The 19,786-nt window shown below is 51.4% G+C and carries 12 protein-coding genes; 5 read left to right on the forward strand and 7 right to left on the reverse strand.

What is annotated here, in order from left to right; translation table 11 throughout:
• The first annotated feature begins 5 nt into the window (after positions 1–5).
• The 5 genes from H6F94_RS20005 (at position 6) to H6F94_RS20025 (ending at position 4,786) form a co-directional block, all read left to right on the forward strand.
• Entirely contained in the window at positions 6–1,733 is a 1,728-nt protein-coding gene (locus H6F94_RS20005; RefSeq protein ID WP_190804022.1) for a hypothetical protein, read from the forward strand.
• Positions 1,727–1,984 (forward strand): hypothetical protein, encoded by a 258-nt coding sequence (locus H6F94_RS20010; RefSeq protein ID WP_190804023.1) that lies wholly within the window; start codon positions 1,727–1,729, stop codon positions 1,982–1,984. The genes H6F94_RS20005 and H6F94_RS20010 overlap by 7 nt, the downstream gene beginning before the upstream one ends.
• On the forward strand, positions 1,981–2,382 hold the full coding sequence (gene vapC / locus H6F94_RS20015) for a type II toxin-antitoxin system tRNA(fMet)-specific endonuclease VapC (protein WP_190804024.1): 402 nt from the start codon (positions 1,981–1,983) through the stop codon (positions 2,380–2,382). Before H6F94_RS20010 ends, vapC begins: the two co-directional genes overlap by 4 nt.
• A 618-nt stretch (positions 2,383–3,000) precedes the next feature.
• On the forward strand, positions 3,001–3,312 hold the full coding sequence (locus H6F94_RS20020) for a hypothetical protein (protein WP_190804025.1): 312 nt from the start codon (positions 3,001–3,003) through the stop codon (positions 3,310–3,312).
• A 595-nt stretch (positions 3,313–3,907) separates the two neighbouring features.
• Complete coding sequence (locus tag H6F94_RS20025) at positions 3,908–4,786, forward strand: hypothetical protein (RefSeq protein WP_190804026.1); 879 nt, start codon at positions 3,908–3,910, stop codon at positions 4,784–4,786.
• Between the two features lie 186 nt (positions 4,787–4,972).
• On the opposite strand, the gene H6F94_RS20030 is transcribed toward H6F94_RS20025, so the two are convergent.
• From H6F94_RS20030 to H6F94_RS20060, 7 genes are all read right to left on the reverse strand, one after another.
• Positions 4,973–5,842 (reverse strand): SMP-30/gluconolactonase/LRE family protein, encoded by an 870-nt coding sequence (locus H6F94_RS20030; RefSeq protein WP_190804027.1) that lies wholly within the window; start codon positions 5,840–5,842, stop codon positions 4,973–4,975.
• 54 nt (positions 5,843–5,896) lie between these two features.
• The gene (locus H6F94_RS20035; protein ID WP_190804028.1) at positions 5,897–6,676 is read right to left on the reverse strand and encodes a 4'-phosphopantetheinyl transferase family protein; all 780 of its coding nucleotides are present in this window, start codon (positions 6,674–6,676) and stop codon (positions 5,897–5,899) included.
• Between the two features lie 88 nt (positions 6,677–6,764).
• Positions 6,765–6,986 carry an MbtH family protein gene (locus tag H6F94_RS20040; protein ID WP_190804029.1) on the reverse strand — a complete coding sequence of 74 codons (222 nt, stop codon included), beginning with the start codon at positions 6,984–6,986 and terminating at the stop codon, positions 6,765–6,767.
• 100 nt (positions 6,987–7,086) lie between these two features.
• Positions 7,087–7,620, reverse strand: coding sequence for a cysteine hydrolase family protein (locus tag H6F94_RS20045; protein WP_190804030.1), 534 nt, complete (start codon positions 7,618–7,620; stop codon positions 7,087–7,089).
• A 40-nt stretch (positions 7,621–7,660) separates the two neighbouring features.
• Positions 7,661–11,671 (reverse strand): non-ribosomal peptide synthetase, encoded by a 4,011-nt coding sequence (locus H6F94_RS20050; protein ID WP_190804031.1) that lies wholly within the window; start codon positions 11,669–11,671, stop codon positions 7,661–7,663.
• Positions 11,668–16,449 (reverse strand): non-ribosomal peptide synthetase, encoded by a 4,782-nt coding sequence (locus H6F94_RS20055; protein ID WP_190804032.1) that lies wholly within the window; start codon positions 16,447–16,449, stop codon positions 11,668–11,670. Before H6F94_RS20055 ends, H6F94_RS20050 begins: the two co-directional genes overlap by 4 nt.
• Positions 16,446–19,781 (reverse strand): non-ribosomal peptide synthetase, encoded by a 3,336-nt coding sequence (locus H6F94_RS20060; RefSeq protein ID WP_190804033.1) that lies wholly within the window; start codon positions 19,779–19,781, stop codon positions 16,446–16,448. Before H6F94_RS20060 ends, H6F94_RS20055 begins: the two co-directional genes overlap by 4 nt.
• Positions 19,782–19,786 lie beyond the last annotated feature (5 nt).

Here is a 19,786-nt window from a genome sequence, read left to right on the forward strand (position 1 = left end):
AGTAGATGAGCATTCAAGTTAGCGTTGACGCACTAGAGCCAGAAGACAGGGCACGCTATTTAGACTTTGCCGTCTTTCCTGAAGACACGTTGATTCCTGAAGCAGTCTTGCAGACGTTTTGGGCACCCGAAGGGCTGGATCAGCATGGCACTCAGGCTGTCATAAACCGACTGGTGAAGCGGTCACTGTTACAGAGAAACGAGCAAGGGAAATTAAGCCTGCAAAACCTTCAACGGAATTATGTGCGTAAGCAAGTGAGTGACTTGCTTGCATTGCATAACCGTTTACTAAATGCTTATTGGGCAAAGTGTGAGGATAGCTGGTCTTCTGGCCCCAATGATGGTTATTTCTTTGAGCATCTGGCCGCTCACCTTAAAGCAGCAGGACGAAACGAGGAGCTTTACCGGTTGCTCACTGAGTCAGCTGATTGGATGGAGGCTAAGCTCGTAGCTTGCGCTGGAGAGAGTGCTTATGTTGCTGACCTGGAACTGGCAATTAGCAGCTTTACTGATCCACTAGAGCCCGATCAACTCCTAACGCTCAGCCAACTGTACACGGCACGGCAGGCGGTACAGCAACGCGTCAGCCCTCACACAGATGCTGCTTTAAAAACGCTGGTCTGGCTGGGACGAGAAGCAGAGGCCCTCAGCCATGCCCGGCTGCGACCAGATGCAAAAAGCAGATTTGTGAGCTTGATGACGGTTTACCAGGGGCTTTGGCAGAAAGGAGCGCACAACCCTAACCTGCTAAAAGAAGCAGAACCAGTAGCTCTAGCCATTAAGGACAGTACCCACCGGGGATGGGCATTAAGGGATCTCGCTACAGCAATGGCTCAAGCTGGGCAACCGCAGCAGGCAGCAGATGTCTTTAGCCAAGCTCAGCAAGTCGCTCTAGGCATTGAGCCCAATCACAACCAGGCAGGGGTATTAAGTCAGCTGGCTACAGCAATGGCTCAAGCCGGGCTGTTTAGCCAAGCTCAGCAAGTCGCTCTAGGCATTAAGCGCAGTGAAGACCAGGCAGGGGCATTAAGGGACCTCGCTACAGCACTAGCTCAAGCTGGGCAACCACAGCAGGCAGCAGATGTCTTTAGCCAAGCTCAGCAAGTCGCTTTAGGCATTAAGTCCGGTAAATCCCGGGCAGGGGTATTAAGTCAGCTGGCTACAGCAATGGCTCAAGCTGGACAGTTTAGCCAAGCTCAGCAAGTCGCTCTAGGCATTGAGGTCAGTACCGACCGGGCACGGGCATTAAGTCGGGTCGCTGTAGCAATGGCTCAAGCTGGGCAACCGCAGCAGGCGGCAGATGTCTTCAACCAAGCTCGGCAAGTGGCTCGAGGTATTAAACGCAGTTACAGGCGGGCAGAGGCATTAAGGGAGCTTGCTACGGCAATGGCTCAAGTGGGGCAGGTTCGCCAAGCTCAGCAAGTCGCTCTAGGCATTGAGCCCAGTAACAGCGCAGGGGTATTTAGTGACATCGCTACAGCGCTGGCCCAAGCGATGAGATTCGCGGAAGCGTTCGCCACAATGAGGCCACGAGAGCTTAATGTTTTTCTGTCTACTGTAGAGACTTGGACACCTGCATTTGAAAAGCTTGAGCCAGGGCTATCGGCCAAAGTTTTAGGCGAAGCTGTGCGCATTGCGAACTGGGTAAGCCTAAGCCAGCAGAAGATTCATGAGCTGCTGCGTGTGACTGATACTGGAACAGAGGTATCCAGGGAAAAGGAAACGCCATGCTAAATGGATTGCGGCAAAAGGTTGTCATACAGCCCGGCGGCGTCATCGAGATTCGTTCGCTAGAACTTCCAGCTGGGGCAACCGCAGAGGTCATTGTGCTTCTAGATTCCCCCACTTCTGCCCCACAAACTGAGACACCTGAAGACCGAGGTTGGCCCCCGGGTTTCTTTGAAAGAACCGCAGGCGCTTGGCAAGGGGAACCTCTAACTCGTGGTGAGCAGGGGGAGTTTGAGCAACGGGATGAGCTTGTGTGACCTACCTGTTAGACACCAATGCTTGCATTGGCTATCTCACCCGTCGCAGCTCACCGATTGTGCAAAAGTTAGCGTTGCTGACGCCCCAGGATATTGTTCTCTGCGAGATTGTGAAGGCAGAACTTTACTATGGAGCCTACAAAGGCTCACGTCTAGAAAGCAATTTAGCAGTGCTGGACGAATTCTTCAGTCGCTTTGTTAGCCTGCCTTTTAACCAGGAAGCAGCCCAAGAGTATGGTCGTGTCCGCTCACACTTGGAGGCATTGGGTCTGCCCATTGGCCCACTAGATTTGCAGATTGCTGCAATTGCACTTGCCCACAACGTAACTCTGGTCACTCACAACACACGCGAATTCAGCCGTATTTCACAGCTGCGAATCGAAGACTGGGAGGCTTGAGCGGGGCGAGTAGCAATAGCTCTGCTCATGCCCAATCTTCCATTAAAGTTAGAGGCTGCTTGTTATGCTATTTCTTTAGGTATTGCACAGCGCCATTGCTTCTGATACCTTGATTCAATCAACAACTTAGGAGGACTTGCTTATTCAAAAAGCCCCGAACAACTTAAGCGCTACCTAGAAGCTAAACCAACTTCTAGATAGCTAACCCCCAAACTGCGACAGAGGCAGTCCGGCGGCTGACAGGTGATTTTAACACCTACTTAGCCACCCCGGCTTGCTATGCAAACCTCTCCGGGGTGGCTAACTCTTTGGCGGCCCGAAGGTAGGGCAGGGAAACCCTGCCCCTACCCACGACCGTGAATTGTAAACCCCTCAATTTTCAATGACCAATTCCGTAGGGGCAGGGTTTCCCTGCCCAATGCAACATACCCGCAAACACAAGCAATTAGCCCCTAACAATTCCCATTCTCCCATCAGGGCGGGGAAACCCTGCCCCTACCCACACACTGCATTTTGAGGTCCCCAATTTCAACGATCAATTTCGTAGGGGCAGGGTCTCCCTGCCCGGTGCAGCATACCCGCAAACATAAGCAATTCCTTTGCCAATTCTCCTCTCCCATGCGCCATCTTCTGCACCTAATCAATCTCCGCCAATTCGAGATCTCCCTCAGCTATCTCGCCACCTATTTAGGCATTATCCAAGACTGTATTTTGCGCTTCGAACAATGGGCCAACGTCCTCTTTGTCCATCGCAAAGATCGCGGCGGCCAGTTCATTAGTTACCGCAACCTCATCCACTGGCTTGAAGCCTACGTCCAAGCCATTCGCAACAGCCCAACCCATCAAACCCTGAAAGAACTCGGCCAACTCCTCAAAGCCGAAACCCAACGCTTCACCTACGCTGCCGACACCATCGCTTACCTGCAATGAACCCGTCATAAACCCGACTAATATTCTGGGACTACATCACTCGCAGCCTCAATCTCTCCTCACCCTCCAAACTCCTGCTCCTCGTCATCGCCAACTACATCGACCCTCGCAGCCTCAAAGCCAGCGTCCCACTCTCCCTGCTTGTCCTTCAGTGCAACCTCAAAGAGCCTGAAGTTACCCGCCTACTGCTGCCTCCTGAAGGCTGCCACTACACCGAACGCCAGCGTGTGCTCACCGACGCTGGACGCTCCGTCACCCTCTGCAACTTGACGCCTCAACTGATTCAGCGAGCCTTGCAGTCAGTTCCAACTAGTTAACCCAGAACAGCTAGCCAAACACGATAAACATCGACACAAATCCCTCTCAGAATTCAAGTTCCGATGCTGCTAAGCAAAAGACAACGATAGGAATTCTTGCCGATGCTTTTTTGAGCTAGCTTGACTAAGTACCAGCGCGGCTGTGTTTAAACACACAGCTCAAATCTTGTTGCAAACTTATCAATATTTTCCCTCTAGCCTGTGGCAGAGGAAAAACCATTTTTAGTTTTCTAATCTAACAGCCGTGCCCGTTACAAAGCGCAAAAAAGGATTAACCCATGACAACTGAAAACGAAAAGAAGAAGCACAACACTGCCGCCAACGACCATAAAAACGACCACAAAACAGCATCCAAGCAGGACAACCACCAGCTAGAGATTTCTGAGATTCCAGACCTCGACACTCTGCTGAAGACCGTCCAAGGCAACCTCACTGATGTAGATGCAGACACCGCGATTGCCAGTATTGACCAGTGGACCGAAGTCCTCAGTCAGTTCAAAGACAAAGACTTGAAGCAGATCGCCAACGGTCTCAAAGAACTCAAAAAACTGCTGAGCAGTGGCGAGGCCGAAGCTGCTGATATTGGCGATGTCCTCTCACAACTAGGTCAGGAAACCGCAGGCGCCGCTTCAGAAGCCGAAGAAGGCACCCAAGACCAGCTCCAGAAAGTGGGCAAGGCCCTCACTAAAGCCGGTCAATCGCTCCACAAATCAGAAGCGCCTCACAAAGAAGAAGCTCATCCAGCGACCCATAAAAAAGCAGACCATGCAGACCATAAGGACTCAGCCGCCAGCAAAGGCAAAGAGCAAGATCATAGTGGTCCAAACCTCGATGAGCTACTAGAAGCTGTTGAAGGCGACTTAACTAGCTTAGAAGCCGAGGCAGCCATCAATGTTATTGACCAGTGGCATTCTGCTCTGCACAAGTCAGAAGACGAAAACCTCAAAGAAATCGCTAACGGCCTCAAAGAACTCAAGAAACTGTTGAAGCCCAAAAAGTCTGATGCCTCTGCCATTGCCGAAGTGCTCAAGCAGATCGGTGAGCAAACAGTAGAAGCCGCCTCTGATGCTCAACGGGGTAGCAAAGGCGAACTGCAAAAGATTGGCAAAGCTTTAGCCAAAGCCGGTAAGTCAATCGAAAAAGCTCAAGCAGAATAAGAGGTCGAGGGTATTAACTACCCAACACCACTAGTTACCTAACACCACTGGGCTACACTGGCAGAGTTTGCCTGCGCAAATTTAATACCAACAGGTACCAAGCTGCGAAAACAAGCTCTGTGGGTGTAGCCATCCTATCTTTTAGCATCTAGCACAACGCTCACTGCTTGAGAGAGCTGGAAATTGTTAATTAGCCATTGGCCATACCGGTAGACCTGGAATATTAAGCCGAATGCGATAGAGACTAGAGTAGGTGGTGATATAGAGCGTCTTGTAATCGCTATCTCCCCAAGCTACATTGCTGCAATTCTCAGGTAAGAGAATCTTATCCAGCAGCTCACCAGCAGGCGAAAAAATCCAAATTCCCTCAGGTCCAGTAGCGTAAAGATTGCCTTGAGAATCTACTGCCAAACCATCGGCAAGCGGCTCCTGATCGGGCAGTTTCAGGTCGGCAAAAATACTGCCATTAGTCACAGTACCATCCGGCCTAACTTCAAAGACCCAGACATTGCCCTCCTGTGAATCACTCACATACAACTTTTGTTCATCAGGCGTAAAGACCAGTCCATTAGGACGCATCAAATCGGCAATCAGCAGAGTCAGAGTTCCATCATCTGCCAAATGGTAAACGCCATAAAAGCCAAGCTCTTCAGGTTGCGGCTCCACCGCTGAGCCTTCAAGAATGCCATAGGGTGGATCGGTGAAATAAATGCTGCCATCCGATTTCACCAAAACGTCATTGGGGCTATTGAGCTTCTTGCCCTCGTAATGCGAGGCTAAAGTAACAACCATGCCATCTGGTTCAGTGCGCGTTAGTCTGCGGTCATGCTGCGCAGTCACTAATCGCCCCTGACGGTCCCAGGTATTGCCATTGGGATAACCCGCAGGACAGCGAAAGATCTCTATTTTGCCCTCGGGAAGCCAGCGATAGATTGTGTCAGCAGACGTATCACTGAATAGCAAAAAACCGTCCGGATGCCAAACTGGGCCTTCTGCAAATTCGAAACCTACCGCTATCGTTTCTACCTTGGTTTCAGAGTTGCGAATAAGTGGCATCAACTGACATCTCTACTGGCGAATGTTGAGCCATCTAGCCCAGCGATCCCACCATTACAGATCTGCTGCTTCTGGCCATCTCCAGCAAGTTAGAGAGCAGCCATCTCCTTTCACTACCAGAGCAGCAGCATAACCAGTTGGCATAGGCAATTCTTGCAGCGACCAGTTCTGAGCCGCTTCCACGCTGCCTGCAATTCGGACTAGCTCTGCTGGTTCTTGAGGCCACAAATTGACTTCCACTTGGTCCAAGGGAAAAGCCAAACCATCCCCGATTGCCTTGAGATAAGCTTCTTTGCAAGTCCAACCGCGCAGAAATGCTGCCTGTTGTTGCTCCCCTGGAAGAGACTGAATAACGGCATATTCCTGCGGCGAAAAGAAGCGTTGAGCCAGTTGCACCACCTGAGCAATGGGACGCGCACCTTCGAGGTCAATGCCCAGTTCACGCTGCCGGGTTATCGCATACAAAGCCAACCCTTGGGCATGGGATAGGTTGAACTGAATCTCTTCACTGTGAGCCGTTAAAGCCGGTTTACCACGAGGACCGTAGGTGAATTGCAACTGACCTGGTTCAAGTGCCAGATAGCGGCTCAAAATCGTTCTGAGCAAACCCCGTCCAGCAATGAAGTGCTGTCGATGCTGCTCAAAATGAAAGCGCTCAGCTCTCTTTAACTCGTCAACGGAAAGGGTTTGCTTGAATCGCTGGATCTGCGAGGCGGATTGTTCCAGCGAAGCACACCAAACATGAACCTCAGATGCCGACAGCGTTAGCTTGGCAGGTGGCGAATGCCAAACAGAATTAGCGGTGAAATTAGAGTCAGAGCCTGAACTTGACATGAACCTTTTCCTAACGAGCAGGCCACATCCTGGGAGCTACAGGCTAGAAGGAATGTAGAAACCGCAAGGTCCATCTCAAGGCTAGATTTTAGCCTTGAGATGTTTCTTCCATCTGTTTGCGCAAACTCAGAGGCCGCATGTCAGTCCAGACTTCTTTGATGTGAGCCAAACACTCGGCCTTTAAGCCACGCTTGCCGACATCTCGCCAACCCAGTGGGTTTTTCCGTTCAACTGGCCAAATCGAGTATTGTTCTTCGTGATTGACTACCACTTTGTAAACCGTGTTGTCTTCCTGATCGTTCAAGCTCATTCGTTCTCCTTTGACTCCTTGCCTCTAAATCTGTATCTCTGAATTTACCCTGTTAAATCTATATCTTCAAACCTGTGTTTCTGAGTGAGCCAACATTTAATTAATCAGGAGCAGCTAGGGTGCCATCACCAACCCCAGCCTCCCGCAGCCGTTTAGCCCCTATGTTGCGGCTCAACACGGCTAAACCGGCAAGATGGGCTTGTAAACCAGCAGTACTGGCGCAGCAATCAGTCAAGACAACGGGCTCAATGCCAATATCAAACAAATCCATCGCGATCTTTAGCACACACATATCTGTGTCGATCCCAGCGACAAAGATTCGCTCAAAATGCTGTTCTTGCAGATAGCGGCAAAGCTCGTCTGGAATGCCACAAACTCCGGATTTAGCAAAGACAAAATCTGGTTTGATAAAAGGTTCAAGCTCTGTAGCCAAACGCGTCTCCGGCTCAGATTCGCAACCCTGCCAATTCAGCAGGCGGTAGTAAGGGCCATCAACCCGGTTGACGAACCGCGTAAACAGAACGGGCTCATGCTGATGCCGCTCTAGCAAACAGGCAATCCGCTGTGGAATGTGGTGTGTAAAGTCGTTGATGAAACCGGATTGAACATCAACTACCAGTAATGGCTCAGCCATAGAAAACTTTACCTAACAAACTTATTTAGCAAATTCTCATTCAAGGCTCTAGCTGAGCCTTCTCAAGGCATTCCTGGAGCTGTTGAGCCAGAACCTGAACCTGAGGCTTTCTCAACAGAGACAGGTGGTTGCCTGGGACTGAATAAACTTTCACACCTTCCAAGGCTAATTGCCCCCACCCCAGGGTAGGATCCCGCCTTGCTTGTGGGTCTTGGTCACTGGTTCTAAATAAAGCGATTCGGCCTGGATAGACCTGGGGTTGGTAAGCGAGCGCAGCTTGACTATTTGCCCGAAACACCTTCAGCATCGGGGCAATAGTCAGCTCGTTCAGGATACGACGCTTGGACTCATTGGGTATGAGGTTGGCCTTAGATTTTTGCTTTTTGCCGGGTGCCCTGATCAGGTGCAAATAGTCTAGAAGAAACCGCCAGGCAAAGGGCGCTACTGTGGCGAACAAGAATTTGAAAACCTGAAAAACACCCGGTTGATTCCGTTTTGCTGGTACTGGCGTATCTAACAGAGCGAGCAGAGCAACTTGCTGCCCCTGCCTCCAAAACTGTTGAGCCATTTCAAAAGCAACCAAGCCACCAAACGAGTATCCTCCCAGATAATAGGGGCCCTGGGGCTGAATTTTACGCAAGGCTTCGATGTAATAGCTTGCCATATCCTCAATCCGGGACTGCGGCGTCTCCCCGCTTAGACCGAGGGGTTGCAAACCATAGAAGGGCTGTTTTTTGCCTAGATGAAGCGATAGTTCGTAGTAAGGAAAAATCATCCCTAGTACTGGATGCACACAGAAGAAGGGCGGCTTGGCACCTTCAGATTGCGCACCCTCAGCTTGCAGAGGAACAAGCGGCGACCAAGTTGATGGGCCAGCTTGAGTGACGGCCTTTGCTAGCTCTTCAACCGTTGGTTTTAGAAAAAACGTCGATAGAGAAAGCGGCTGCTCAAATTGTTGATTCACTTGCGCGATCAAGCGCATTGCCGTGAGGGAATCTCCCCCTAACTCAAAGAAGTTATCTCGAACGCTAATCCGCTCAATTTTAAGGACTTCAGCCCAAATCTGTGTGAGTTTTGCTTCGGTTGGCGTGCGAGGAGCAACCCAGTTTTTTTCTGATTCAAACCGAGCCGGATTCGCTACGCTCAACGCCTGACGGTCTATTTTGCCAGCAGATGTTAGAGGCAATGTTGATAGGAACACAAACGCAGATGGCAGCATGTAAACTGGCAGCATCTTTCTTGACCAAGCCTGCAACTCTGCCTTGTTCAGTTCTTGTCCAGGTTGCAAGACAATATAGGCTATTAAGCGTCTACCTGAATTTTCTTCACAGGCAACCACAATAGCCTGTTGTACCTTCGGATGCTGGTTGAGCCGAGTTTCAATCTCCCCTAGCTCAATTCGATATCCTCGCAGTTTGACCTGCTGATCCACTCGCCCCAAAAACACCAAACGGCCATCGGCTTGATAGCGAGCCAAATCACCTGTCTTGTAGAGCCGTGCACCTGGTTTTGAGCTGAAGGGATGAGGTAGGAATCGTTCAGCCGTCAAATCAGGCCGATTGAGATAGCCACGGGCCAGCCCCTCGCCACCAATGTATAGATCACCAGTCACGCCAATGGGTACAGGCTGCAATTGAGCATTCAGAACATAGATTTCTGTGTTAGCAATCGGTCGCCCTAGAGTAGGGGTAGTGTCATTACTCAGTTGATTATTGGATTGGTCATTGAATTGCTCAATTGCAGCCCAAACCGTCGCCTCAGTTGGTCCATAGGCATTGAAAAACTCACGACCGAGGGACCATTGTTGCGCCAATTGAGCAGAACAGGCTTCACCAGCAGATACTACAGTCTGAAGCATCGGTAAGTCTTCGGCTGGTAGCACTGACAACAGTGCTGGTGGTGCCGTCAGGTTGGTAATTCGCCAGGCTTGCAAGCATTCCGTTAAACCAGCAATGTCCCTCAGGGTTTCTGGTGCAGGCAAACACAATGTTGCCCCTGAGCATAGAGCCATTACCAGCTCAAAAACAGAGGCGTCAAAGCTGAGGGAAGCAAACTGTAGAATCCGATGGTGGGGTTGTAGATTGAATTGAATTTGCGCTTTTGCTAGATTACAAAGCCCCTGGTGTTGAATCAAAACTCCCTTGGGTCTGCCGGTCGAACCAGAGGTGTAAATGAGGTAAGCCAGGTTGTTGCCTGTCACTGGGCTGGTCGGATTTTCCTGAATCTGCAGAGTAAGTTTTGACTCCAGAAGATCCAAACAGACCGCCTGGCCCGAATACTCTGGCAATCGTCTCAGTAAGTGTTCCTGTGTGAGCAGGATAGACACTTCTGCATCCTGGAGCATGAATTCCAAACGCGCTTGAGGATAAGTGGGGTCAAGGGGAACATAGGCTCCTCCAGCCTTAAGAATGGCAAGCAGCGCCACGACAGCCTGTACAGAACGTTCCAGATATAGGCCAACCAGAACATCAGGCCCAACGCCAAGCTGCTGCAAATAGTGAGCCAATCGGTTAGCACGGTGGTTCAATTCTCGATAGGTCAACGGCCCATTTTTAGACAGCAAAGCTGTGGCATTAGGTGCTCGGTCTACTTGGGCCTCAAACACCTGATGAATACAGCAACGAACACAGGTTTCCTTATGGTAATTTGCCTGAGTCTGATTCCAGCCCAGTAGGATTTGTTGTTCAGCTAGTGTCAGAATCGGCAAACTCAATAAGCGCTGTTTAGGGTCGCGAACAATCCCTTCCAACAGGACTTGAAAATGGCCCAGAAGTCTGCTGATTGTGCTGGCTTCAAACAGGTCAGTGCTGTAAACAATTTTACCCCTCAGCCCCTCAGGGTAATCCCACAAATGCAATTCCAAGTCAAATCGTGCTGTCTTATTCTCAAACGAGAAGGGACTTAGCTTGAGATCCAGTAAATCTAAACCTTCCAGGGGTGCGTTTTGCAGAGCAAACACCACCTGAAACAAGGGGTTGCTGCTCAGATCGCGCTCTGGCTGCAATGCTTCTACCAGCTTTTCAAATGGCAAATCTTGGTGCGTGTAGGCCCCTAAAGTGACTTCTCGCACACGTCCCAACAATTCCTCAAAACTAGGATTGCCAGCAAGGTGAAGCCGTAGCACTAAACTGTTGGCAAAGAAGCCAATCAACCCCTCAATTTCACTGCGATTGCGGTTGGCAATTGGTGAACCAACTGCAATATCTTCCTGCCCTGAATAGCGGCAGAGCAAAACCTGGAATGCAGCCAGCAGAGTCATGAACAGTGTCACGCCCATCCTCTGGGAAAGGGCTTCTAAGGCTTGGCTCAACGACTTGGGCAGAATCAGCCACTGCTGTTCACCCTGATAACTGGGGGCCGATGGCCGAGGTCGATCAGTCGGCAGGTTCAACCTGGAAACACCCTGCAATTGCTGGCGCCAGTAGACTAGCTGTTGCTCTAAAATCTCACCTTGTAACCATTGGTGTTGCCAATCGGCGAAGTCAGCATATTGCAGGGGTAGCTCCGGCAAAGGCGACGATTGCCCACGCACAAAGGCTGTATAGAGAGCCGTTAGTTCTCGGATTAAAATGCCACTGGACCAGCCATCAGCAACAATGTGGTGCATGTTCAGCAGCAGCACCTGATCGGCCTCGTCGAGTTGCAATAGGGTGACTCGTAACAAGGGGCCTTGAGCTAGCTGAAAGGGTCGTTGGCCTTCCTGTGTGGCTAAATGTTGAGCTTCTACCTCGCGTTCAGCTCTTGGCAACCGCCGCAGATCAATCACTGGCAAGGGCAGGCTCAAGCTGGGCGCAATTACTTGCATCAACTGGCCCTTTACCGGCACGAAAGTTGTGCGCAGCACTTCATGCCGACGCACGATTTCGTTAAAGGTTTGCTTCAAGGCCCTTTGATTTAGGGTGCCTACCAGACGAATTGCAGCAGGGACATTATAAAAGGGATGATTGGGAACTAGTTGATCAAGAAACCACAACCGTTGTTGTGCAAATGAGGCTGGAAATACGAAAACCTCCGCTTCTGACTCAGAAACTGCCAAGCTATCCCCAATCATTGATGTTTGCTTTCTTGCAGGGAGGACAGTTTCATACGACGAGCCTCCCGAGAAACAGGCACTAGAGCTGGCGTTTGGCTGATCACAGCACTGTTTTTAAGAGACTCGATTTCCTGGGATAACTGTGCGATGGTTGGAGCCTCAAATAACGTGAGCAGAGGAAGCTCCACCTGTAGAGCATCCCGCAACCGAGACACTAACTGTGTTGCTAGTAGCGAATGCCCTCCCAGCGCAAAGAAATTGTCGTGGATGCCCACCTGTCCTCGCCCCAAAACCTCTGCCCACAACTGAACTAACACTGTTTCCAGTTCGCTTCTTGGCCCTTGCGCTGTCCCAGCTCTGCCTGTCAGCCCACTTTCCGGCCTAGGCAAAGCTGCCCGGTTCACTTTGCCATTGGCGTTCAACGGTAGCTTCTTCAGCACCACCCACTCGGTCGGCAGCATGTACTCCGGCACGCGCTCGGCCAATTGCTGCTGCACCTGACGCACCACTGCCCGGCTCAGTTTGCCTTGCAAAGGATTGTTCGTGTATCTCCTTTGCGGCCCTAAAGCTGTAGATACTAGCGTGGGCCAAACCGGATTCACGCCCTGCTTCACCAAGATCACGTCATAACTGCCATCTTGCCCAGCCGCCCAGCTCACCTGTACCTCGTAGCCCAGTTCCTTGCCCAAATCCCACCAGACCTGCGGCTCTATGCCTTGCCCCCGCAATCTCTGCACGGCCTCGCGCATCTGCCCAGCAGTTGCCGGTCCCTGGGCACTCGCTAGCCAGGTAGCCACCTGCACCGCTGCCAAGACTCGGGCGTTCGGCACCCCTCGAATTGCAACTTGGGGCAGTGACTGCACCAACTGCTGACGCACTTGCTCCAGAGTCAACTGCTGCTGCGCCCACTCTTGCCATATGGGGCCTGCGTCAGCAGGGGGACTTGCCTTAGCCGGAGTGCCGATATGCAGCAGCACATCATAGCGGAACTGGCTCAGCTCGTTGTGATGCCATCCCCGCTCTAGCTGCACCTCCACTCGCTCCACCCGCTCCCACTGCTCACCCAACCAACTAAACAAGTCTGGGTCTACCAACAGCTCCGCTTCCTCAAACACCTCCCGTTCCACTCGCTGCTGCAACTGCTCTCGGCTCATTGAGGCTGGCGCTTGCTCCAACTGCACCCACGACTGAAAAGCCTCCAGCAGTGGCAGGCTCCTCACATCGCCCACAAACACTATCCCTCCCTCGGCTGTCGCTGCCACTGCTCCTGACAGCACCTCCAGCAGATACTCCTGGCTGGGGAAATACTGCACTACGGAGTTGAGAATCACAGCATCAAAGCGCCCTGCCTCTATCCCCTCGAACTCGTGCGCTAGCCGGTTCAGCAACTTCACTTGCTCCAGCCCTCGCAGCTCCAACCGCTGCTGCACGTACTCCAGGCTCTGCTGCGAGAAGTCCGTCCCCCAATACTCTCGGCTCTGCGGCGCTAGCTCGAACAGCAGCAGACCGGTGCCGCAGCCGAGCTCCAACACTCGCTCCAGCTTGTGCTGACGCAACCGCTCCACTCGGTCTTCCAGCCACTGCTGCATCTGAGCCAGGGGAATGGTCTCGCCACTGCTGCTGTTCCAGCCGATGAAGTTGTGCTCTGATTCTGTCGCTGGGGTGAGGGGGCTGGCTTGTGCCTGCTCGTAGACCTGCTCGTACAACTGCTGCCACTGCTGGAGTTGCGCCTGGCTCTGGTCCTGATTCTGGTTGAGCGGGTCGAGGTGCAAGCTCAAGTAGGCCACCAACTGCGGCTGACCGGGCTGGTCTTCGCGCAGCAGTACAGCGGCCTCTCGCACGGCTGACCCTTGCCCTGCCCCTTGCCCTGCCTGCTCCCCTAAATTTTGCAGGAGAAGGCTCTCCAGTTCACCCGTCTCAATCCGATAGCCCCGCAGCTTCACTTGCTGATCCAGCCGACCGAGGAATTGCAGGCTGCCATCTGGCTGGTAGCAACAGCAGTCGCCGCTGCGATAGAGGCGAGCGCCGGGTGAGCGGCTGAAGGGGTGAGGGACAAAGCGCTCTGCTGTGAGGTCGGGGCGGTTAAGGTAGCCACGAGCGAGGCCAGACCCTGCGATGCACAATTCTCCTGGCACGCCTATGGGGACTGGCTGCAACTGCTCATCCAGCACATACACCTCAACATTGCTAATGGGATGACCTAATGAAGGGCTTAGCGAAGGGTTGGCAGAGGCCATCTCACTAACAGGAACTAAACCCGAGGTTGTCACTACGGTATTTTCAGTAGGGCCGTAGTTATTGATCAAGGCAAAAGGTTGGCGAACTTGAGGATATTGATGCAGTTTGTCGCCGCCGGTTAGCAACGTTCGCAAAGCAGCTTGCTCAGGCCAAGCTAAAGTCAGCATTTGTTCTGCCAAAGGAGTCGGCAAGAAGCTAATGGTAATGGCATTATCTAGTAGCCAATCGCGCAATTTCTCTGGTGACAGACGAGTTTCCTGATCCGGCAAGTAAATGCTGGCTCCAGCTGCAAGATAAGGCCAGATTTCCCAGGCGCAGGCATCAAACGCTGTTCCAGCTAACTGAGTGGCTCGGTCGTGAGGCGAAACAGCAAAAGTTTGCTGGTGCCAAGAGACTAGATTTAACAAGCCTTGGTGGCAAACCTCAACCCCTTTAGGCTGACCCGTTGAGCCAGAAGTGTAGATGACGTAAGCAAGATTATCGAGAGTGATAGAACTCGCAGGATTTGCTTCACTCTGCTGTGTGATCATGCTCCAATCTAGATCCAAATTAATCACTTTTACCGGCTGTTTAGCCGGTTCAGTCAATAGTTTGGCGAAGGTTTCAGCCCAGCGATCCTGCGTGAGCAAGACAGCAACCTGGGCATCCTGAAGCATAGAATTTAGACGCTTTTCAGGATGAGTTGGGTCAAGAGGCACATAGGCCCCACCTGCTTTGAGAACCCCGAGCCAGACAGCAACCATTTCTAAGGAGCGATCCATACAGATGCCCACTAAGCTCTCTGGACCAACGCCCAAGCCCTGTAGATAATGGGCAATTTGATTACTCTGATTATTGAGTTGCTGATAGGTTAGAGAGCGATTTTGACTGGCAACTGCAATTGCTTCAGGAGTGCGCCTAGCCTGCGCCTCGAATAAGCAGTGAACGCAGTCATTTTGGAGATAGTTTTTCTGTGTATTGTTCCATTCGACCAGCAGTTGCTGCCGCTCGGTGGCCGTTAACAGAGGCAGATCCAAAAGACGTTGTTGCGGATCGGTGACAATACCCAGCAATAAGGTTTGAAAGTGGCCGATTAGCCGAGTAATAGTGCTGGCATCGAACAGATCGGTACTGTAGACCAACATGCCCCTTAGCCCTTGCCAATCCTCTCCCCATAAGCCATTGAATCCCTCGGAGCGCTCCCACAAATGCAGTTCTAAATCGAAGCGAGTTGTATCTGTCTGGGGCTGAATTGGACTGAGGGTTAGACCTGGCAATTTCAGAGCTTGCATGGGCGCATTCTGTAGCGCAAATACCACTTGAAACAGCGGGTTACGGCTTAGATCCCGCTCCGGCTGCAACTCCTCCACCAACTTCTCAAACGGTAAGTCCTGGTGGGCATAGGCCCCTAATGCTACCTCCCGCACTCGCTCCAACAACGCCTCAAAGCTAGGATTACCCGCAAGGTCCACTCGCAGCACTAGGCTATTGACGAAGAAGCCAATGAGTCCTTCAATCTCACTGCGATTGCGATTAGCAATGGGGCAACCGACAGCAACGTCACTCTGTTGCGTGTAGCGATATAGCAGGATCTGAAATGCAGCCAGCAGGGTCATGAACAGAGTCACCCCCGCTTTCTGCGATAGCGCCTCTAAAGCAATAGTTAAGCTCTGGGATAGTTCTATCGCCTGAGTTGCGCCTTGATAACTCTGAACAGCTGGACGTGGCCGATCGGCCGGTAGATTCAGGGCAGGCAGATTATCTAATTGTTGTCGCCAATAGGCCAACTGATTGTCTAGAACTTCACCGTGCAACCACTGCCGTTGCCAACAGGCAAAGTCAGCATATTGAAGGGGTAATTCCGGTAAAGGTGAGGCTTGCTGGTCCGCAAAGGCTGGATATAAGGTCGCCAACTCACGGATAAGCACCCCGAATGACCAGCCATCCGAGACAATATGATGCATGTTCAGCAACAGCACATGCTCTGTTGCCTTGAGCTGTAACAGGGCGGCTCGAAACAGTGGTCCCTGAACCAAATCAAATGGGCGTTGTGCGTCTGCGGCAGCTAATTTTTGGACCTCAGTTTCCTGCTCAAGAGCCGGTAATTGCTGCAAATCGATCACCGGTAAAGGCACATTCCAGTTATCAGAAATGACTTGAATGGGTTGCCCCGCTTGCAACGCAAAGGTAGTCCGCAAAGACTCGTGGCGACGCGCGATTTCGCTAAATGTTTTTGCTAATGCAGAGCGGTTCAGTAAGCCAGTTAAACGCACAGCGGCAGGCATATTGTAAAAGGCATTGCCTGGTGCTAACTGGTTGAGGAACCACAGCCGTTGTTGCGCAAAAGAAAGCGGCAGATTTTTGCCACGCCGGTCAACCTTCGAGCTAAGAGAGGTCGCATTTAAATCAACGCTAGCATTACTAATAAATGCAATGATTTCAGCTTTGCGAGCACCTAACTCAGCTCGAAGCTGTGGCGTGAGAACACCCTCAGGCGCATTGCAACGTAACCGCTCGCCCTCAACCAGAATTTGCACATCTAAACTGCGCAGGTAAGTTAAAAATTCAACGGTCTTCAAAACTCTATCTCCTCCCGAGCCTCGGTCGCAGTCTTTGCCACTGCCTCATCAGGCTGACCTCCTCTGAAGGCCCATCCCACTGTCTCGACATAATTCGCTAGACCGGCAACACTGGGTGCCTCGAATAAAGTGAGAACCGGCACTTCTACGCCAAGCGCATTGCGCACCCGCGAGATCAGTTGAGTTGCTAGCAGTGAATGCCCCCCTAACTCGAAAAAATTGTCATAGATACCAATTTGTTTCTGTTCTAAAACTTCTGCCCAGAGGTTGACTAATATCACCTCAATTGCCGTGCGAGGGGCAACATACTCGCTCTGCCTTTCCTGGCGAGATGCAGGTGCTGGTAGAACACGACGGTCTACTTTGCCATTCGGTGTTAGCGGCAACGCCTCCAGCACCACTAAGGCTGAGGGAAGCATGTATTCCGGCAGTTTTTCCTTGAGCCAATGACGTAGGTTTGGGTAGGTTAAAGTCTGTCCCTGTTTTGACACAGTATTTGGCACAAGATAAGCAACTAGTTGTTTGCTTTTAGAGGTGTCTCCGCGAAGCATGACAACCACCGCCTGTACCTCTGGATGTTGAGCTAAAACTGCCTCAATTTCTGCTGGCTCTACGCGGAATCCCCGCACCTTAACCTGGGTGTCCAGGCGACCTAGAAACTCCAGATTGCCATCTGGTTGGCAGCGGGCCAAATCGCCAGTTCTGTAGAGACGGGCTCCCGGCACTGAGCTAAACGGATTGGGAATAAAACAGGCGGCCGTCAGCTCAGGTTGATTCAGATAGCCACGAGCCAGGCCATCACCCCCGATGTAAACTTCTCCTGGAATTCCAATAGGAACCAGTTGCAGTTGAGTATCGAGAATATAAATTTGGGTGTTGGCAACAGGCTGACCAATGGGTATGGAGCTAGCGCCTGATAAGGACTCAGGCAGCTTGTACCAGGACGAAAAAGTTGTGCCTTCGGTTGGCCCGTAAAGATGCAATAGCTGCTGAGGTGAGCCACTCTCTAATACTGACTGCATCCAGCTAGAATCAGTCACCTCACCGCCAAAAAGCAAACAGCGGACCGAAGCAAAAGCCTCAGGCACGATACTTGCAAGCTGCTTAAATAAAGCGGTTGTCAAGAACAGGACACTGATTTGCCGTTGACGAATTTGAGCTGCAAAAGTTTGAGGTGAGAGAAGCGTTTCCCTACGCAAACCAATGAGCTGAGCTCCATGCAGCAACGCAGCCCAAATCTCGAAAATTGCTGCATCAAAAGAGGTATTCGCAGCTTGAACTACCCTGTCAGAAGCTTTGAGCTGAATGTAATTGCTATTCAACACCAGACGAGTGATCGCCTGATGAGCAATCGCCACTCCTTTAGGCTGTCCTGTGGAGCCAGAAGTGTAGAGAATGTAGGCAAGATTGTGAGCCGTAACAGAGCTGAGCAGGTTGCCATTATCCTGTTGGGCGATCGCTGTGCAGTTGTCTAAGCAGATGACTAAAGCCTCAGGTCTGCCCAGATATTCAAGCCAGCGGTTTTGGGTGAGTAGTACAGACGGCCGAGCATCTTGAAGCATAAACTTCAAGCGCTCTTGCGGATAGCTAGGATCCAAGGGCAAATAGGTACCACCTGCTTTGAGGATGGCCAATAACCCAATCACCATCTGCATTGATTGCTCTAGGCAAAGGCCAACTGGCACTTCTGGAGCAACGCCTAGACGTTGTAGGTAGTGAGCTAATTGGTTAACCCTACAATTCAGTTCTTGGTAGGTAAGTTGTCCATCCTCAAAAGCAACAGCTACTGCGTCAGGAGTGCGTGCAACCTGGGCTTCGAATAAATGATGAACACAACTTTCTTGGGGATAATCAGTCTGTGTGTTATTCCATTCAATTAGAATTTGTTGCTGTTCAGCTAGTGTCAGTAGTGATAATTCCAGCAAGCGTTGTTGCGGATTAGCAACGATACTCTCCAGCAGAGTTTTAAAGTTTTGTAATAAGCGGCGGATAGTGCTGGCGTCGAAGAGATCAGTGCTGTAAATCAACATGCCCCTCAGCCCCTCTGAGGGTCTACCCCAAAGCCCGCTTAGCGCCTCTGAGCCTTCCCAAAGAAACTCTAGATCGAAGCGAACTGTCCTCACTTCTAGCGGTAGAGGACTTAGAGTTAAACCTGGCAATTTCAGGGCTTGCATGGGCGCATTCTGCAGCGCAAATACCACTTGAAACAGCGGGTTACGGCTTAGATCCCGCTCCGGCTGCAACTCCTCCACTAGCTTCTCAAACGGTAAGTCCTGGTGGGCATAGGCCCCTAATGCTACCTCCCGCACTCGCTCCAACAACGCCTCAAAGCTAGGATTACCCGCAAGGTCTACTCGCAGCACTAGGCTATTGACGAAGAAGCCAATGAGTCCTTCAATCTCACTGCGATTGCGATTAGCAATGGGGCAGCCGACAGCTACGTCACTCTGTTGCGTGTAGCGATATAGCAGGATCTGAAATGCAGCCAGCAGGGTCATGAACAGGGTCACCCCACCCTTCTGTGATAGCGCTTCTAAAGCCGCTGTTAAATCCTGAGGCAAATCTAAGATTTCTGAAGCCCCACGATGGGTCTGTGTAGCCGGACGGGGCCGATCGGTAGGCAGGTTGAGGGCCGAAAGACCGCTGAGTTGTTGTCGCCAATAGGTCAGCTGATCGTCCAGGATTTCGCCCTGCAACCACTGCCGTTGCCAGCAGGCAAAATCAGCGTATTGCAGAGGTAATTCGGGTAGAGGCGAGGCTTGCTGATTCGCAAAGGCAGTATAAAGAATTTCTAGCTCCTGAACCAGCACACCAATTGACCATTCATCGGAAACAATATGATGCAGGGTCAGTAAAAGTAGGTGTTCTGTCTCTCCTAATCGCAACAGCTTCAAGCGCAACAAAGGGCCTTGAGTGAGATCAAAGGAAGATTGTGCTTCAGCCGCAGCTAGCTCTTGGCATTGGACCTCTTGCTCGTTGGAATTCAACGATTGTAAATCAATGACTGGCAGGGGTAGATTCACCTCTGGCGCAACCACCTGCATCAATTGCTCGTTTACCAAAGTAAAGCTTGTGCGCAGCACTTCATGACGGCGCACAATTTCATTGAACACCTGATGCAGGGCAGCAACATTTAGTGAACCGCTCAAGCGCAGTGCAGCAGGCATGTTGTAGAAGGGATTGCCAGGCGCAACTTGATTGAGAAACCACAGGCGCTGTTGAGCAAATGAAGCAGGAAAAACAAATACTTCTTCCTGACGCTCAACTGAGTCGAGCAACTCCGAACCGTTCCCTAAAGCTGAGAAGGAATGCTTAGAAAGAAACTGGGTCATTTCCC

This window comes from Leptolyngbya sp. FACHB-261 (assembly GCF_014696065.1).
Classification (GTDB): Bacteria; Cyanobacteriota; Cyanobacteriia; order FACHB-261; family FACHB-261; genus FACHB-261.